Annotated in this window: 14 protein-coding genes; 3 read left to right on the top strand and 11 right to left on the bottom strand. The window is 63.2% G+C overall.

Annotation, left to right across the window (positions count from 1 at the left end; genetic code table 11):
• Positions 1-178 precede the first annotated feature (178 nt).
• The 6 genes from glmS to Q8S60_RS09705 all read right to left on the bottom strand — a co-directional run bounded on the left by glmS (position 179) and on the right by Q8S60_RS09705 (position 7,732).
• On the bottom strand, positions 179-2,002 hold the full coding sequence (gene glmS, locus Q8S60_RS09680) for a glutamine--fructose-6-phosphate transaminase (isomerizing) (RefSeq protein WP_305277790.1): 1,824 nt from the start codon (positions 2,000-2,002) through the stop codon (positions 179-181).
• 1 nt (position 2,003) lies between these two features.
• A complete protein-coding gene (gene glmU, locus Q8S60_RS09685) occupies positions 2,004-3,362 on the bottom strand; it encodes a bifunctional UDP-N-acetylglucosamine diphosphorylase/glucosamine-1-phosphate N-acetyltransferase GlmU (RefSeq protein WP_305277791.1) in 1,359 nt (452 codons plus the stop codon).
• Positions 3,363-3,494: 132 nt separating this feature from the next.
• Entirely contained in the window at positions 3,495-4,481 is a 987-nt protein-coding gene (gene galE, locus Q8S60_RS09690; RefSeq protein WP_305277792.1) for a UDP-glucose 4-epimerase GalE, read from the bottom strand.
• Between the two features lie 34 nt (positions 4,482-4,515).
• Positions 4,516-6,435: an adenylyl-sulfate kinase gene (cysC, locus tag Q8S60_RS09695; protein WP_305277793.1), complete on the bottom strand. Its 1,920-nt coding sequence runs from the start codon at positions 6,433-6,435 to the stop codon at positions 4,516-4,518.
• Positions 6,436-6,447: 12 nt separating this feature from the next.
• Complete coding sequence (cysD, locus tag Q8S60_RS09700) at positions 6,448-7,242, bottom strand: sulfate adenylyltransferase subunit CysD (protein ID WP_305277794.1); 795 nt, start codon at positions 7,240-7,242, stop codon at positions 6,448-6,450.
• A gap of 169 nt (positions 7,243-7,411) precedes the next feature.
• Positions 7,412-7,732: a hypothetical protein gene (locus Q8S60_RS09705; RefSeq protein WP_305277795.1), complete on the bottom strand. Its 321-nt coding sequence runs from the start codon at positions 7,730-7,732 to the stop codon at positions 7,412-7,414.
• 228 nt (positions 7,733-7,960) lie between these two features.
• Here Q8S60_RS09705 and Q8S60_RS09710 point away from each other — a divergent pair, with 228 nt between their 5' ends.
• The gene (locus Q8S60_RS09710) at positions 7,961-8,602 is read left to right on the top strand and encodes a carbonic anhydrase (protein WP_305277796.1); all 642 of its coding nucleotides are present in this window, start codon (positions 7,961-7,963) and stop codon (positions 8,600-8,602) included.
• 173 nt (positions 8,603-8,775) lie between these two features.
• Here Q8S60_RS09710 and Q8S60_RS09715 read toward each other — a convergent pair whose 3' ends face one another.
• Positions 8,776-9,681, bottom strand: a complete 906-nt coding sequence (locus tag Q8S60_RS09715; RefSeq protein WP_305277797.1) for a helix-turn-helix domain-containing protein — start codon at positions 9,679-9,681, stop codon at positions 8,776-8,778.
• A gap of 393 nt (positions 9,682-10,074) precedes the next feature.
• Between Q8S60_RS09715 and Q8S60_RS09720 the strand changes: the two genes are divergently transcribed.
• Positions 10,075-10,578 (top strand): GreA/GreB family elongation factor, encoded by a 504-nt coding sequence (locus tag Q8S60_RS09720; RefSeq protein WP_305277798.1) that lies wholly within the window; start codon positions 10,075-10,077, stop codon positions 10,576-10,578.
• A 1-nt stretch (position 10,579) separates the two neighbouring features.
• The gene (gene rnk / locus Q8S60_RS09725; protein ID WP_305277799.1) at positions 10,580-11,011 is read left to right on the top strand and encodes a nucleoside diphosphate kinase regulator; all 432 of its coding nucleotides are present in this window, start codon (positions 10,580-10,582) and stop codon (positions 11,009-11,011) included.
• Between the two features lie 36 nt (positions 11,012-11,047).
• Here rnk and Q8S60_RS09730 read toward each other — a convergent pair whose 3' ends face one another.
• From Q8S60_RS09730 to Q8S60_RS09745, 4 genes are all read right to left on the bottom strand, one after another.
• Positions 11,048-11,482 carry a GFA family protein gene (locus tag Q8S60_RS09730; RefSeq protein ID WP_305277800.1) on the bottom strand — a complete coding sequence of 145 codons (435 nt, stop codon included), beginning with the start codon at positions 11,480-11,482 and terminating at the stop codon, positions 11,048-11,050.
• Between the two features lie 18 nt (positions 11,483-11,500).
• A complete protein-coding gene (locus tag Q8S60_RS09735) occupies positions 11,501-12,022 on the bottom strand; it encodes a DUF1993 family protein (protein WP_305277801.1) in 522 nt (173 codons plus the stop codon).
• Between the two features lie 196 nt (positions 12,023-12,218).
• Complete coding sequence (locus tag Q8S60_RS09740; RefSeq protein ID WP_305277802.1) at positions 12,219-13,073, bottom strand: FkbM family methyltransferase; 855 nt, start codon at positions 13,071-13,073, stop codon at positions 12,219-12,221.
• Between the two features lie 48 nt (positions 13,074-13,121).
• Complete coding sequence (locus tag Q8S60_RS09745) at positions 13,122-14,924, bottom strand: thiamine pyrophosphate-binding protein (RefSeq protein WP_305277803.1); 1,803 nt, start codon at positions 14,922-14,924, stop codon at positions 13,122-13,124.
• Between the last annotated feature and the right edge of the window lie 8 nt (positions 14,925-14,932).

Genomic DNA, 14,932 nt, shown 5'->3' on the forward strand with positions numbered 1-14,932 from the left:
TGCCTCGCATTCTGGACGCCGCATCAACCGGCCCTCCCCGACACGCGATAAGCTGGTGACCTGCGGAAAATCTATCACGCCGCTCCAGAGCGCGGAGCAGGAGATGGATTTGTTATAAATAACAGCTAGTTAGAAGAGAGGGTGGAGTACGGGCTTCGCAAAAAGGACCGAATCGCGACTATTCCACCGTCACCGACTTCGCAAGGTTGCGCGGCTGGTCGACGTCGGTCCCCTTGGAAACCGCCGTGTGATAGGCGAGCAACTGCACCGGAATCGCGTTCACGATCGGCGCTATGAGCGGATCGACCGGGGGCACTTCGATGGTTGCCCAGAGACCTTCGCCCGCGCGAGTGATGCCCGCCTTGTCGGCAATCAGAACAACCCGCCCGCCCCGCGCGATCACTTCCTGCATGTTCGAGATCGTCTTGTCGAAAAGGGCATCGACCGGCGAGATGACGACGACCGGCACTTCTTCGTCGATCAGCGCGATGGGACCGTGCTTGAGTTCACCGGCAGCGTACCCTTCGGCGTGGATATAGGAAATTTCCTTGAGCTTCAGCGCTCCTTCGAGCGCGATCGGGTAATTGTGTCCGCGCCCCAGATAAAGCACATCCCTCGCTTTGGCGAGATCGGCGCTCAATGCCTGAATCTGTTCGTCGCTCGCCAGCGCCTCCGCCACATGGCGCGGCACCTCCATCAGCGTGCGGACAAGACGCGCCTCGTCCGCTTTCGCGATTGTACCCCGCGCAAGACCGGTGCGGATGGCAAGCACGGCAAGCGTCGTGAGCTGGCAGGTGAACGCCTTGGTCGACGCGACGCCAATCTCGGGCCCTGCAAAAGTCGGCAGGATCGCATCGGAGGCTCGCGCGATGGAAGACTCCGTCACGTTCACGACAGACAGGATTTTCTGGCCATGCGCACGGCAGTAGTGGAGCGCGGCCAGGGTGTCCGCCGTCTCGCCCGATTGCGAGATGAAGATGGCGAGCCCGCCTTCCGTCAGCGCCGCATCGCGATATCGGAACTCCGAGGCAATATCCACCTCGACGGCAACCCGGGCATATCTTTCGAACCAGTACTTGGCGACCAGACCGGCGTAATAGGCGGTCCCGCAGGCGACGATGGTAATGCGCGGAACGGTAGCAAGATCGACCGGCAATGCCTGGCTTCGCAGAGCGTCGTTAAGCGGGTCGAGATACTCCGACAGCGTGTGACCTATCACCTCTGGCTGCTCGAAAATCTCTTTCGCCATGAAGTGACGATGATTGCCCTTGTCGACCAGGGCGGCGGAAACATCCGTAATCTTGATCGGCCGCTTCGCAACCTGTCCCTGAACATCGTAGATGATGGCGGAGGTGCGGGTAATTTCCACACGGTCGCCTTCCTCGAGGAAGGTAACGCGATTGGTCATCGGTGCGAGCGCGAAAGCATCGGAGCCGAGATACATCGCCGTGTCGCCATAGCCGACTGCCAGAGGACTACCGCGCCGCGCTCCGACCATCAGGTCTTCCTCGCCGCGAAAGATTATGCCGAGCGCGAAGGCGCCTTCCAGCTCCTTGAGCGTGGCGGCCGCAGCGTCGCGGGGAGAATATCCCCGGTCGAGATAATGCGTCACGAGATGCGCGATGACTTCGCTGTCCGTCTCCGTCGCAAAGACAGCGCCTTCGGCCGTCAGCTTCTCGCGGAGCTCCCGGAAATTTTCGATGATGCCGTTATGCACGATGGCGACGCGGTCTGTCGCATGAGGATGGGCGTTGCGCTCCGTCGGCGCGCCATGCGTCGCCCAGCGCGTATGGCCGATGCCGATGGTGCCGTCGAGAGGGTTATCCCCGAGCAGCCGTTCGAGGTTGGCGAGCTTGCCTTCGGCGCGGCGGCGGGAGATTTCCCCACCCGAAAGCGTCGCGATGCCCGCGCTGTCGTAGCCCCGGTATTCGAGGCGCTTGAGCGCTTCCAGAATGGTGGGCGCGACGGGTTCCGTTCCGATGATACCGACAATGCCGCACATGCTATTCGCCCGACACTTTCTTCTTGTCTTTGTGTTTTGCGTGGAACGCCGCCGCCCAGCCCGGCTTTTCGACTTGTTTCGCGCGGGCAACGGCAAGAGCATTTGCCGCGACATCCTTCGTCACGACACTGCCGGAACCCAGATAGGCGCCGTCGCCGATCCTGACAGGTGCGACGAGCGAGCTGTTCGAGCCGACGAAGGCACCGGCACCGATATCGGTGAAGAACTTGTTGTAGCCGTCGTAGTTGCAGGTGATCGTGCCTGCGCCGATATTCGCTCCTGCGCCGACCCGCGCGTCGCCGATATAGGACAGGTGGTTCACCTTGGCCCCGTCCTCGATCTTCGCCTTCTTCGTCTCGACGAAATTGCCGATACGCGCCTTGCGCCCGATCTCCGAGCCGGGCCGGATGCGGGCAAAGGGACCGATTTCGGCCCCCTCGTCGATCCGCGCGCCTTCAAGATGCGAGAAGGCCTTGATGGTGACGCCGTCCGCAATGCTGCAGCCGGGGCCGAAAACGACATTCTGGCCGACCGTCACGTCCTGGCCGAACATGGTGTCGAAGCTCAGATAGGTCGTTGCCGGGTCGAGCAGCGTAACGCCACCCGCCATTGCCGCCGCACGCAGCCGTTGCTGCATGGAGGCTTCCGCCGCCGCAAGATCGGCACGGCTGTTGACGCCCTGAATATCCGCCTCCGGACAGAAAACAGCACCGCAGGCAAGACCGGCGGCGCGGCCATGCGCGACCATATCGGTCATGTAGAACTCGCCCTGCGCGTTGTCATTCGTGAGCATGGCGAGAAGGCCCGGAAGGTGAGCCGTCCGAACGGCCATCGGCCCGCCGAAACAAAGCCTGTTCTTCCTTTCCTCGTCCGTCGCATCCTTGTGCTCGACGATGCGTACGACTTCATTGCCGTCCAGCACGAGCCGCCCATAACCCGTCGGATCCGCCGCTTCGAAACCGAGGACGACGATGTCGCTGCCTTCCTCGCAACGGCGCGCCATATCGGCAAGTGTTTCCCGCCGCACGAGAGGCGTATCGCCGAATACGAGCAGAACCACATCCTGCTTTTCACCGATATGCGGCGCGGCGGCACGGACTGCATCGCCTGTGCCCAGTTGCTTTTCCTGCACGGCGATAGTGAGGCCGGGCACGAGCCCCCGGGCATAACCCGAAACGTCGTCCATACCCGGACCGACAACAAGCACCGGACGGGCGCCGCCCAGCGCCTCCACGGTGGACAGGACGTGTCCGAGCATCGGCCTTCCGGCGATGGGGTGCAGGGCCTTCGGCAAACGCGATTTCATGCGCGTGCTTTTGCCCGCAGCAAGAATGACGGCGCATGGAGCGTTCGTCGTCATGACCTCAATGTGTCTCCAGTTGGTGCAGGACCGGCTGCGCGAAAATTGCACAACCTCCAGTAAACACGGAAATAAATTTATATTTCGCTATGTTGCCCCGATTCCCTGAGGGACCGGTAGAGGGCATGCGGCTCAGCGATTGCGCTCGGCGAGGCGTTTTTCCCAAGCGAGCGCATGGGCGACGATCGTGTCGAGGTCGTCGAAGGCCGGGGTCCAGTCGAGGGTGCTTTTGATCCGGGCAGGATTGGAAACGACGGAAGCAGGATCTCCGGGCCGGCGCGGCGCTTGACGTATCTCGAAGCCGTGCCCCGCCACCCGCTCGACCGCGCCCAGAACCTCACGCACGGAGAAGCCGTGGCCGTAGCCGCAATTGGCGACGATGCTGTCGCCACCCTTGCGCAAATAGCCGAGCGCGGCGGTATGCGCCGCCGCGAGATCGCTCACATGGATATAGTCGCGAATGCAGGTGCCATCGTTCGTCGGATAATCGTCGCCGAAGACTTCGATATAGGGCCGTTGTCCGAGTGCGGTCTGGCACGCGACCTTGATGAGATGGGTTGCGTTGGCTGTCGACTGCCCCACCCGGCCTTTCGGATCGGCGCCCGCGACATTGAAATAGCGCAGCGCTGCGTAGGTCATGTCATGAACGGCGGCCACATCGCGCAGCATCCATTCAGTCATCAGCTTCGAACGGCCGTAAGGCGACATGGGCTGCAGTATGGCCGCTTCGTCCACCGGCGACTGTTCCGGCATGCCATAGACGGCGGCGGTGGACGAAAAGATGAAATGCTTCACGCCGCCCGCCACGCAGCGTTCGATCAGCGAGCGCGATTTGGCTGTGTTGTTGAGATAGTACTTGAGGGGGTCCGCGACCGATTCAGGAACGATGATCGAGCCCGCGAAATGAATGACGGCTTCGACGGCATGCTCGCGGATGATCCTGTCGACAAGCGGCGCGTCCGCGATGTCGCCGACATAGAGCCCCTCCGGCTCCTGAACCGCCCAGTCGAACCCCGTGGAAAGATCGTCGATCACGACGACCTTTTCCCCGGCGTTCATCAAGTCGATAGCAGCGTGGCTGCCGATATAGCCCGCGCCGCCGGTGACGAGAATGCTCATGGAAAACCCTGCCTGAACCTGCTTCGAGGCAGGGTTATACCTTGAACTTCATCTCCACATAGTTGACGAGTTTCTCGACCGCTTCCTCGATGGGGGTGGAGGCGGTGTCGACCGTCAACTCCGCATTTTCCGGCTCTTCGTAAGGCGCTGAAATGCCAGTGAAATCCTTGATTTCGCCAGCGCGGGCCTTCTTGTAGAGCCCCTTCGGGTCGCGCGCCTCGCAGGTGGCGACATCGGCCTTGACGTAGATTTCATGGAAATCCGCCTCGGCCGCGGCCCGTGCACGGTCGCGGTCCGACCGGTACGGCGAGATGAAAGAGGTGATGGCGATCATGCCCGCACGCGCGAACAGCGCCGACACCTCACCGACACGGCGGATGTTTTCCGCGCGGTCTTCCGGCGAAAAACTCAGATTGGCATTGAGGCCGTGGCGGACGTTATCCCCGTCCAGAACGAAGACGTTATAACCCTTCTCGAAGAGCTTCTTCTCGAGCGCGACGGCCAGCGTCGACTTGCCCGCGCCGGACAGGCCAGTGAACCAGAGCACGCCGCCCTTGTGACCGTTGCGGAAGGCCCGCGCTTCGTTGGTGATGCCATGTTCGACGCGGGTGATGTTGGTCGAACGCGACGTGATGAGGTCGCGCTGGTCGGCATAGCCTTCCATCGAGATGATGCCGCCGCCGGCGATGTCGTATTTGTCGATGAGTACGAAACGCCCGCTCTTCGGCGCCTTGGTGAACTCGTCGAGTGCAAGCATGCGGCGCGCGCGGATGACGATTTCGGCAACCTGGTTGCGTTCGACCTGATGGGACGAGGAGTTGGAAAGATCGCTGGTGTCCACAATGCTTTCGATAGACTGGACGGTGACTGGCGCTTCGAGCGTGCCGAGCTTGATGCGGTAGCTCTTGCCTTTCACCAGCGGCTCATGGCCGAGCCAGAAAATCCGGGCACGGAACACGTCCGTCTCGATGGGAGGATGATCGACATGGCTTATAAGTTCGCCGCGTTCCACGAAAATCTGCTCGTCGAGCGTGATGCCGACGGACTCGCCGGCGACGGCTTCCGTCGGCGCTTTCTTGCCCGGAACCGTCGACCAGTATTCGATCGACTTCACACGAGCGGTTTTGTTCGAGGGCGAGAAGACGAGTTCGTCGCCGATGGAGAAACGGCCTTCCTCGACGCGGCCCGCGATGATGCGGCGGTGATCGAACTTGTAGACGTCCTGCACCGGAAAGCGCAGCGGCCGGTCGACCGGCGACGCGGACGGCATGAAGCTGTCGAGTGCCTTCACGACCGTCGGGCCCTTGTACCAGGGCATCGCGCCCGTCTGGTTGACGATGTTGTCGCCCTGACGCGCGGAGACGGGAATGACGAAGGTCGGCGTCACGCCGATGGAGGTGAGATAATCGCGGTATTCCTGCTCGATCAGATCGAACTGGTCCTTCTCGTAATTGATCAGGTCCATCTTGTTGACGGCAACGGCGACCTGACGGATGCCGAGAAGATGCAGCAGGTAACCGTGGCGGCGGGATTGTTCGCGCACGCCTTCGGCGGCATCGATGATGAGCAGCGCTGCGTCCGACTGGGCGGCGCCGGTGATCATGTTCTTCAGGAATTCCTTGTGGCCGGGCGCGTCGATGATGGTGTAGTCGCGCGCATCGGTCTTGAACCAGATCTGGCTGGTGTCGATGGTGATGCCCTGGTCGCGCTCCGCCTGAAGCGCATCCATGAGGAACGCCCATTCGAACGGCACGCCGCGCCGCTCGCACATGGCCTTGATGGACTCGTACTTGCCGTCGGGGAGCGAGCCGGTGTCGTGGAACATGCGGCCGACAAGCGTGGACTTGCCGTGATCGACATGGCCGACGATGACGATGCGCAGGAGATCGCGATAGGAGGCGGGGTTCGTATTCACGGCAGCGAGCCTGACTTTCGCTTCGGATGCTTCGGACATGACTGGATTCCCTTACAGATAGCCGTCGGCCCGAAGGCGCTCGAACGCATCTTCCGACTCATGATCCATGGCGCGGCCCGAACGTTCGGAAACGCGCGTCGTCTGCAGCTCTTCGATGATCTCTTCGATGGTCGTCGCGGTGCTCGCGACCGGAGACGTGATGTCCTTGTCGCCGAGCGAGCGATAGCGCTTGCCGTCCTTCGCGAAATAGAGCGGGATCGTCGGGATCTGCTCGCGCTGCGTGTAGAGCCAGATGTCGATTTCCGTCCAGTGCAGCAACGGATGGATGCGGATATGCGTTCCCGGCGGGAAATCGGTCTTGAACTGGTCCCAGAACTCCGGCGGCTGGTCCTTGAAGTCCCACTGGCCGGTGAGGCCGCGCGGACTGAACACGCGCTCTTTTGCACGGGTCGCTTCCTCGTCGCGGCGGATGCCGGCGAAGAGCGCATTGAAGCCGTGCTTCTTGATCGCGAGCTTCAGGCCTTCGGTCTTGCGCGCGGCGGAGCGCGCGGCGGGCGGCAGCGTGTCGTCGATCGTATCGAGCGGCGGGCACAGCTCCCGGATGAAGTTCAAATTCCATTCGGCCGCATAACGGTCGCGGAATTCGTACATTTCCGGGAACTTCTTTTCCGTGTCGACATGCATGACAGGGAACGGCACGTGGCCGAAAAAGGCCTTTCGCGCCAGCCAGATCATGACGTTGGAGTCCTTGCCGAGAGACCACAGCATCGCGATGTTCTCGATGCGGTTGAAGGCCTCGCGGAAAATGAAAATGCTTTGGCTTTCGAGCTGGTCCAGACGATCCATGACTGCCTTCCTGCATGCGGCGCCGAGCGCCTGCCACACAAAACACACAAAAACAAAGGGATTATTTTTCAAATCCCCTTTGCGTTTGTGATTTAGTGCGCCCGCATTTTATTTGCAAGCGCGAAATGGTCCAGGGCGACGCCGTGCCAGCGGCCAAATAGCGCGGCCTTCAGCGCCGCGCGAGGCCTTTGGCCGGACCGCCCGAGCGCGAGGCCGGAACGAGCTTTTCGGCGCTGCGCCGAACCGGGCGCGAACTGACGACCGCCGGATTGAGCCTGCCGCTGCGACCGAGGCTCTTACCCTCGAGTTTCCGCATGAGCGCGTCAACACGGGCCTTGAATTCACGCTCCGATCGCGCCGCTTCCTGCTTTCTCTGGGCGCGCAGACTGCTCACATGCAGCACCGTCAGAATTAGAAACAGAAGCACCAGTCCGCCTACGGAAACCTGGGTCTCCAGGGACATGTTCCCGAGGAGTTCAGCAACCGACATATCTTTCCCCATCGCATCAGCGCGGCCCTCGCGCTCTTGAGCCAGACTCTATGCAGATTTCGGGCCTTTTCCAGTGCATCGGCGCATCAACATCTTCGGAAAAGACGCGGCCTGCCGCAGCGGTTATTTCGCAGGCAACTGCCCCGGATTTAGGCAGGAATGTGCGACTTTCCCATGACGGGGGGCTCGTGTATGTAGGCCTGACTCAAACTGTGAAGGCAGAAAATCATGGACGCTATCGACAGCCTGATTGCCGGTTACAAGGCCTTCCGCGCCGGCACGTATCGCCAGAATGAGGAGCGATATCAGGCACTTGCGGCGAAACGCCAGCAGCCCAAGGCGATGATCATCGCCTGTTGCGACAGCCGCGCCGACCCCGCCATGGTGTTTTCGGCCGATCCCGGCGAGCTTTTCGTGGTGCGCAATGTGGCCAATCTGGTGCCGCCCTACCAGCCCGACAGCCACTATCACGGCACCAGCGCGGCGTTGGAGTTTGGCGTCAAAGTCCTTGAAATTGCTGATCTAATCGTGATGGGCCACGCCGGCTGCGGCGGCATCGAGGCGCTCTACGACGCCGGCTGCGGACACCCGCCGGAGGGCGAATTCATCTCCAACTGGATGTCGCTCGCGACCGGCGTCGAAACCTCCGTGCGCCACAAGCACGGCGAGCTCGAAAAGCCCCGCCTGCTCCGCATGATGGAGCAAGGCGCCGTGGTGCAATCGCTTGAAATGCTTAGAACTTTCCCCTTCGTCGCGGAACGGGAAGCGGCCGGAAAGCTGCGCCTCCACGGCTGGTTCTACGGCATCGGCACCGGCATTCTGTCGATCTACGACCCGGCCAAGGACCAGTTCGCCCCGGTCGGCGAATAACACCGGAACCGGAAAACGGCGCGACTGTCACAATTCAAAATGGGCGTATTTCCGCCATCGTTCCGGTGCCGGTTTTCATTGTCATCGATCTGTCACTAAACCGTCACAACGCTCGCGGCACACGGCATCCGGAACCGGACCGGCACGGGGGATAAGTCCCCCTGCCCGCCCCGTCAGGAACAGCCGGCGGCCTTGTCCCCGACATATCCCCGGTAGACCCAGCCGGTCGTGCCGTCGGCGCGCGCGACGTGGTGCCACTGGGCGCCGTCGTTCTGCCCGAGAAGGCGCAGCGGCTCGCACGACCCGAGGACGCCGACCACGGCACCCGCATTGGCGGGTTCGGCGCGCAGATAGACATTGCTCGTCGCGAAGGCGCTTGCGCCCGTGGCGAAGGCCTCTGCCCCCGCCGTGGAAACGGCAGGCGCTTCGGGCGCGGCCGCAACGGCGGGCGCGGCAGGCGGCAGGAGCATCGCCACGAGCTCGGGCGTCACGGGAGACGATCCGTATACGGATGGCGCGGCGGCGGGCGCGGCCTCCTGGGCATAGGAGACCTGCTGCGTCGCGGCAGGAGGCACGGCAACATCGGCAACACGCGGCGCAGGTTGCGCGATGGGCGTCGAACTGCGGCGATTGCGCAAGGCTTCCGGCTCGAACAGGCTTTCCGCGACGGCGACGGCTTCGTCGATCTCGCTGCGCGGGGTGCCGAAATCGAAAACAAGCGCGCCGAGAACCGCCATGCCGATAAAGGCACCCGTCGCCACATAGGCAATCCGCGCGCGCGACACCTGCGACCAGGGAAGCTCGCGCTGGGAATAATCCGTGCTTTCGATATCACGGTGAACTTCCTCGCCGAGGCGCGACAGCGGCTGCTCGACATCGACATCGAGAAATTTGGCATAGGCGCGCGTGAAGCCGATCGTCTGCGGCAACGCCGGCAAACGCTCGAATTGTCCGGCTTCGATCGCTTCCAGGAAGACCGGCCTGATCCTGATCCGGTCGGCTATGTCCTTCAGCGACAGCCCGGCCGCCTGCCGCGCACCGCGCAGCGTCTGGCCGATTTCAACTTTGTGTTCTGCCATACGGGTCATCCAAAAGTCCGACGTTCCGTAATGAGGCTAGCGGGACATGGTTACCAAGAATGTACTGTTTTGTCCTGCTTTGAGGGCCAAAGAGCATTTTTAAGCGCCGTATATGACGCCAGTGAGGCAGGATTAACTTTCCGTCAACCATAAGGGCCACAGGCCGCAGGCAAATGCGGCGGCTTTGACAAAGCCCCCGCAAGGGCTAATCTCGCCTCATTATGCGCAAAGCGAACGCACGCCTTCTTCCGACGCCGGGTACGTTGCTCGCGGGACATTAGCCCCGGGCCGACGCCGCATTTCCATGCGCGCGACGTCCGGGGATCGACTTCAAACCTCCCTTTTTCATCTTGCCGGCAAGCCCTCGAGGCTCCGCCGCCACGAGGTATGTCCATGTCCATTCGCAACGGCGGCGCGAGCCGTCCGCAACTCGTCCTGGCCGCAACCCCTCCACCGGAGCAAAGGCCCCTTCTCACCTCGCATGATTATGCGCGGCTCGAACTCGTCTGTTTCGAGCAGCTCGACCTTCTGAACCCGATGACGCCCTTCGTGCGGGCGAAGCTCGCCGAGGCGCGCGTGATACCGGGAACGGAAATTCCGGGTACGGTCGCGACGCTCGGCAGCATCGTGCGCTACCGCATCGAGGACCGGATGCTCGAACGGCGCATCCTGCAGCTCGACGCGCGGCACACGCCCAACGGGCATTACCTGAGCGCGCTGACGCCGATCGGGCTGGCCCTGCTCGGACGCTCGGCGGGCGACATCTGCGAGGCCGAATTGTTCAACGGCGCGAAACTGAAAATCGCCATCGCGCTTGTCGAACATCAGCCGGAAGCCGAAATCCGCCGCCGCGCGCAAGGCTCGCGCCCCGGCGGCGACGGACCGGAGGCCGCATAACATGTCCCCGATTGCCGTCATGGCCGCACCGGAAAACATGCCGCCGATCATCGTCGCCGAGGAGGAGTTCGACGCGCTGTCGGACATCGCCGAAAGCCTTGCCGGCGTGCTGCCGGAGGTTGCGCATTTCCTCGAACGGGAACTCGCCCGCGCGCGGCTCCTGCCGATGAACCACGTGCCGCCGAACGTGGTGACGATGAACGCGACCGTCGAATTCACCTTCGGCATGAAGGGCCGCAGCGAAAAGCTGCGGCTCGTCTATCCGGCGGAAAGCCCGTCGGAGAACGGCAGCGTCTCCATCGCCTCGCCCGTGGGCGTGGCGCTGCTCGGCCTCGGCGAAGGACAGTCGATCTCGTGGAGCTCGCGCTACGGCGAGCTGCGCTGGCTGAAGGTGACGAAGGTCACGAGGCCGGCCGCCGGGAAACCGGCATAACGAAGCGGCGCGCGGAGCAACCCGCGCGCCGCGCTTTCAAGCGGTCCTGTAAGGCTCGGGCGAGCCTTCCCTGTATTGCGGCAGGCCGTCGCTCAGCATCAGCCACGGCACCTTGGCGGAGACCCAGATGTGCATTTCCGGATTGATCGCACACGGATCGTCGAGCGTCGCCAGCGGGAAGCCGAGGCGGTCGCCGTCGAGCGGTTCGAGCGTCACGCGCGTCCCGCATTTCGGGCAGAAGTGACGCCAGAGCCTTTCGGACGAGCGCCAGCGCGCCGTCTCGCCCGTAACCGTGACGGCTGCTTTCGGAAAGGAAGCGACGGCGAGGAATGGCGCGCCCATCGCCCGCTGGCAGATGCGGCAATGGCAGACGCGCGAGCCGAGCGTCTCCGCCTCGATCCGATAACGAACGGTCCCGCAGGCGCAGCCGCCTTCATAAGGTGGCGGGAGGTTGAAGGGATTGGCGGGCATGATGCCTCCTGTCGAGCGTCACATCTTCATGCGCATCTTGCCGAGGAAATCTCCCTTGCCGATCTTCACGCCCTTTACGCGCAGGATGTCGTAGGCCGTGGTGGCGTGGAAATAGAAGTTCGGGAAGGAGAAGGAGAGCAGGAAATTCTCCGCCGTGAAGGGAAGCTGGTGCTTGCCGAGATGGAAGACGAGGTCCTTGCCCTGACAGGCGTTGAGCGCATCGGGCGTGACCTTCCCGAAGCCCGCTATCGTGTCGTCGACGAGCTTCTGGAGATCGGCATAGGTGTAGGTACCGGGATCCTTGGGCGGATAAAAGGTGCCGCTTTGCGCGCCTTCGACGGCACCGAGCGAATGATGCGCGACGGATGCGATCTGGAAGCTGAAGGGCAGCATGTCGCCGACAAGGCAGGTCTTGACGATGTCGTTCGGGTCGGTGCCCTGCTCCTCACAGAAGGCGGCCCCCTTCTTCAGGAAGCCCGAGACGGCGCCGAGCGTTTGCAGGTAGTTCGGGACGGTGAGGTCGTAGAGCGAGAGCGACATGTCTTCCCCCTGGGTGCGGCGCTCCGACGGCGCGCTTGTTGCGATGGCGGATGCTGTACCGGCGGGTGCGAAAATTCAACAGTGCAGAAGAAGCGAAGACCCCGGCCTTCGCCGGGGCAGGCGTGGATGGCCCGCGTAAAGCGGGCCATGACGATTTTGGGTTGCGGCGCGGCTCCGCCCGGCGGTGACCCTCCCGTCACTCGCTCCAGTTCATGCCTGCTTTCGTGGTGAGGAAGAGCGAGCCGTCGCGGTGGCTGCAGGGCATGTTTTCGAGGGCATGGACTTCCTGCCAGCCGGTCATCTGGGAGAACATCCGGATGCCGCCCTTGCCGTGGAGATGCTTGAAGACGATGGCGGCGTTTTCCGGCGTGCCGACTTCGAGCACCGCGTCCGTCGATTGCCAGGTTTCGAGCGGCAGGCCGGTGAGGAGGTCGGCTTCGTGGCCCTCGATATCGATCTTGGCGAGATCGGCCCAGGCGAGATGCGGTCCCGCGGCTTCGAGCGGCACCTCGATCGTGTCGAGCTCGCCGTAGGGCGCCGACTTCGCGCCCTTGATGTGGCTGCCCGTGGTATTGCCCAGCACACGGACGAACTGCGCCGTGCCGTCCTCGAGAGAGACCGCCGCCTGATGAAGATCGGGTGAGACCTTGTTCAGCCCGCAATTGTAGCGGAAGCGGTCGGCATGGAGCTGGTCCGGCTCGAAGGAACGGACCTCGTAGCCGCAGCGCGAGAGGACGATGCTGTGAAGCCCGATATTGGCGCCGAAATCGACCACGCGGCGATAGCGCTTGCGGTTGGCGTGGTAGAAGGCGAAGAGGATGAGCTCGTCCATGCCGAAAAGATGCAGCGAATTGATCGCGCCCATTTCGAAATAGGGAAGAGAGAGAGCGCCGAAGGGACCGAAGGGATGACCCTCCTCCGCGACATCCCGGAAGCTCGAGGCGACCTCGACCGTCACGCTGCGCTGCAGGACGCGGTAGAGGGGATCGCGGGGGCTGTGCCGCGCGGCGATTTGCGGCAGCACCGAAAACAGGTCGTCGAAAAAATTCATCTTGCCCTCTGGCGGTCAGGAAACGGGAGAGACGCGGGGCGCGTCTCGTCAGTCGATAGGTTCGAGCGATTTCGGCATCGGCGCGACGATCATGCTGGCGAGAAATTCCTCGCGCGGCAGCAGCGGCTCGGAATCCTCGATCGGATAGCCGAATTTCGATTGCGGATAGACGCCGTGATGCTCGCCGATCTCGACGTCGATGAAAACGGGGCCGTCATGCGCGAAGGCGGCCTTGAGAATGCCGCCCGTGTCGGCCGAGGCCTTGAGCGAAAAGGTTTCGATTCCGCAGGAGCGCGCGAGCGCGGCGAAGTCCGGGAAGCCGAGGCCGGTTTCGGCGGAGGTGCCTGCATTGACGCCGCCGAGCCACTGGCCTTCCGTCTGCCGCACCATCGCATAGCCGCGATTGTTGAGGAGCACGATGCGGACCGGCAGCTTCAGATAGGCGATGGTGGCGAGTTCCTGAAGGTTCATCATCAGGCTGCCGTCGCCGACGACGCAGAGCACGGGCGCGCGGCCGAGCGCGAGGGAGCCGGCCATCGCGGCGGGCAATGCCCAACCCATCGCCGTGTTGTTGAAGTCGTGATAGAGGCGCTGGCCGGGCTTCACGTCGAAGCCCTGCATGAGCCACGCGACCGCGCAGCCCGTGTCGGAAAAGATGTGCATGCCTTCCGGCGCAGCGGCGCTGAGGCGCTGCATCAGCGCATAAGGATCGATACGGGCATCGGCGCGGGCGGCATCCGTGCAGACGGGATAGGTTTTCTGCCAGCCCGCGATGCGCGCCTTCCACGCCGCGATGTCGGGCAGCGCGAGTTCGTTGGCCCGGGACTGGAGCGCGCGGATGAAATCGCCCGCATCCGCCTCGATGGCGAGATCGAGCGTCTTGCCGAACTGCTCGAACTTGCCGAGTTCGGCGGCATCGAGATCGACGATGACGGTTTCCGCCCCGCGCGCCCAGCTCGACAGCGGCGAGCCGGTTTCGCGCGTGCTGAGACGCGCGCCGATGGCGATGACGAGATCGGCATTCTGCACGGCGAAATTGCCCGCGCGCGTGCCATGCGTGCCGAAGGTGCCGACGAAGCCGGCATTGCCGGCCGGCAGGATGTCGCGCGCGGCCCAGCTTGTGAGGACCGGAATGCCGGTGCGCTCCGCGAGGTCGCGGGCGATCTCGCTCGCGCCGGCAAGCCGGACGCCCCAGCCGAAGATCAGCACGGGCCGCTTCGCCGACTGCATCATGGCGAGGACCTGCGCGATGTCGTCCGGATCGATGGCGGGCGCGGATTTCTTCTCCGCCGCATCGGGCACGAAACCGGCGAGGTCGGCCGTTTCGATCATGGTGCGCTGGAGGTCGTCCGGGATGTCGATGAGGACGGGGCCCTGCCGCCCGCTCTTCGCCATGTAGAGCGCCTTCTCGAGTTCCTTGCGGATGTCGAGCGCGTCGAGAAGCTGCACGCAGTATTTTGTGATCGGCTTCACCATCGGCAGGATTTCGGTTTCCTGGAAACCGAACTGGCGAACCGCGCTTTCGCCCTTCATGCGGAAGGTCGTGACCTGGCCGGTGATGTAGAGCGCGGGCACGGAATCGAACCAGGCGCCGGCGATGCCCGTAATCATGTTGGTGGCGCCGGGGCCGCTGGTCGCGATGGCGCAGCCGATACCGCCGCCGACGCGCGAATAGGCCTCCGCCGCCATGGCGCCGGCCTGCTCGTGATGCGGGCAGATATATTCGATGCCGGGATTGTTGTGCAGCGAATGCAGCAGGTGGATGGAGGCGCCGCCCGACACGATGAAGGCATGGCGGATGCCGTTCCGCACGAGGAAATCGACGACGTAATCGGAGAGTTTCATGCGCATGCGGTCTC

It is taken from the genome of Parvibaculum sp., assembly GCF_030694575.1.
GTDB lineage: Bacteria > Pseudomonadota > Alphaproteobacteria > Parvibaculales > Parvibaculaceae > Parvibaculum.

Excerpts from the sequence above, each read along its gene's own strand:
- Q8S60_RS09740 (WP_305277802.1), bottom strand. The coding sequence starts at position 13,073 with ATGAATTTTTTCGACGACCTGTTTTCGGTGCTGCCGCAAATCGCCGCG.
- Q8S60_RS09710 (WP_305277796.1), top strand. The coding sequence starts at position 7,961 with ATGGACGCTATCGACAGCCTGATTGCCGGTTACAAGGCCTTCCGCGCC.
- galE (WP_305277792.1), bottom strand. The coding sequence starts at position 4,481 with ATGAGCATTCTCGTCACCGGCGGCGCGGGCTATATCGGCAGCCACGCT.
- rnk (WP_305277799.1), top strand. The coding sequence starts at position 10,580 with ATGTCCCCGATTGCCGTCATGGCCGCACCGGAAAACATGCCGCCGATC.
- Q8S60_RS09735 (WP_305277801.1), bottom strand. The coding sequence starts at position 12,022 with ATGTCGCTCTCGCTCTACGACCTCACCGTCCCGAACTACCTGCAAACG.
- Q8S60_RS09705 (WP_305277795.1), bottom strand. The coding sequence starts at position 7,732 with ATGTCGGTTGCTGAACTCCTCGGGAACATGTCCCTGGAGACCCAGGTT.
- cysC (WP_305277793.1), bottom strand. The coding sequence starts at position 6,435 with ATGTCCGAAGCATCCGAAGCGAAAGTCAGGCTCGCTGCCGTGAATACG.
- cysD (WP_305277794.1), bottom strand. The coding sequence starts at position 7,242 with ATGGATCGTCTGGACCAGCTCGAAAGCCAAAGCATTTTCATTTTCCGC.
- glmS (WP_305277790.1), bottom strand. The coding sequence starts at position 2,002 with ATGTGCGGCATTGTCGGTATCATCGGAACGGAACCCGTCGCGCCCACC.
- Q8S60_RS09720 (WP_305277798.1), top strand. The coding sequence starts at position 10,075 with ATGTCCATTCGCAACGGCGGCGCGAGCCGTCCGCAACTCGTCCTGGCC.
- Q8S60_RS09715 (WP_305277797.1), bottom strand. The coding sequence starts at position 9,681 with ATGGCAGAACACAAAGTTGAAATCGGCCAGACGCTGCGCGGTGCGCGG.
- Q8S60_RS09730 (WP_305277800.1), bottom strand. The coding sequence starts at position 11,482 with ATGCCCGCCAATCCCTTCAACCTCCCGCCACCTTATGAAGGCGGCTGC.
- Q8S60_RS09745 (WP_305277803.1), bottom strand. The coding sequence starts at position 14,924 with ATGCGCATGAAACTCTCCGATTACGTCGTCGATTTCCTCGTGCGGAAC.
- glmU (WP_305277791.1), bottom strand. The coding sequence starts at position 3,362 with ATGACGACGAACGCTCCATGCGCCGTCATTCTTGCTGCGGGCAAAAGC.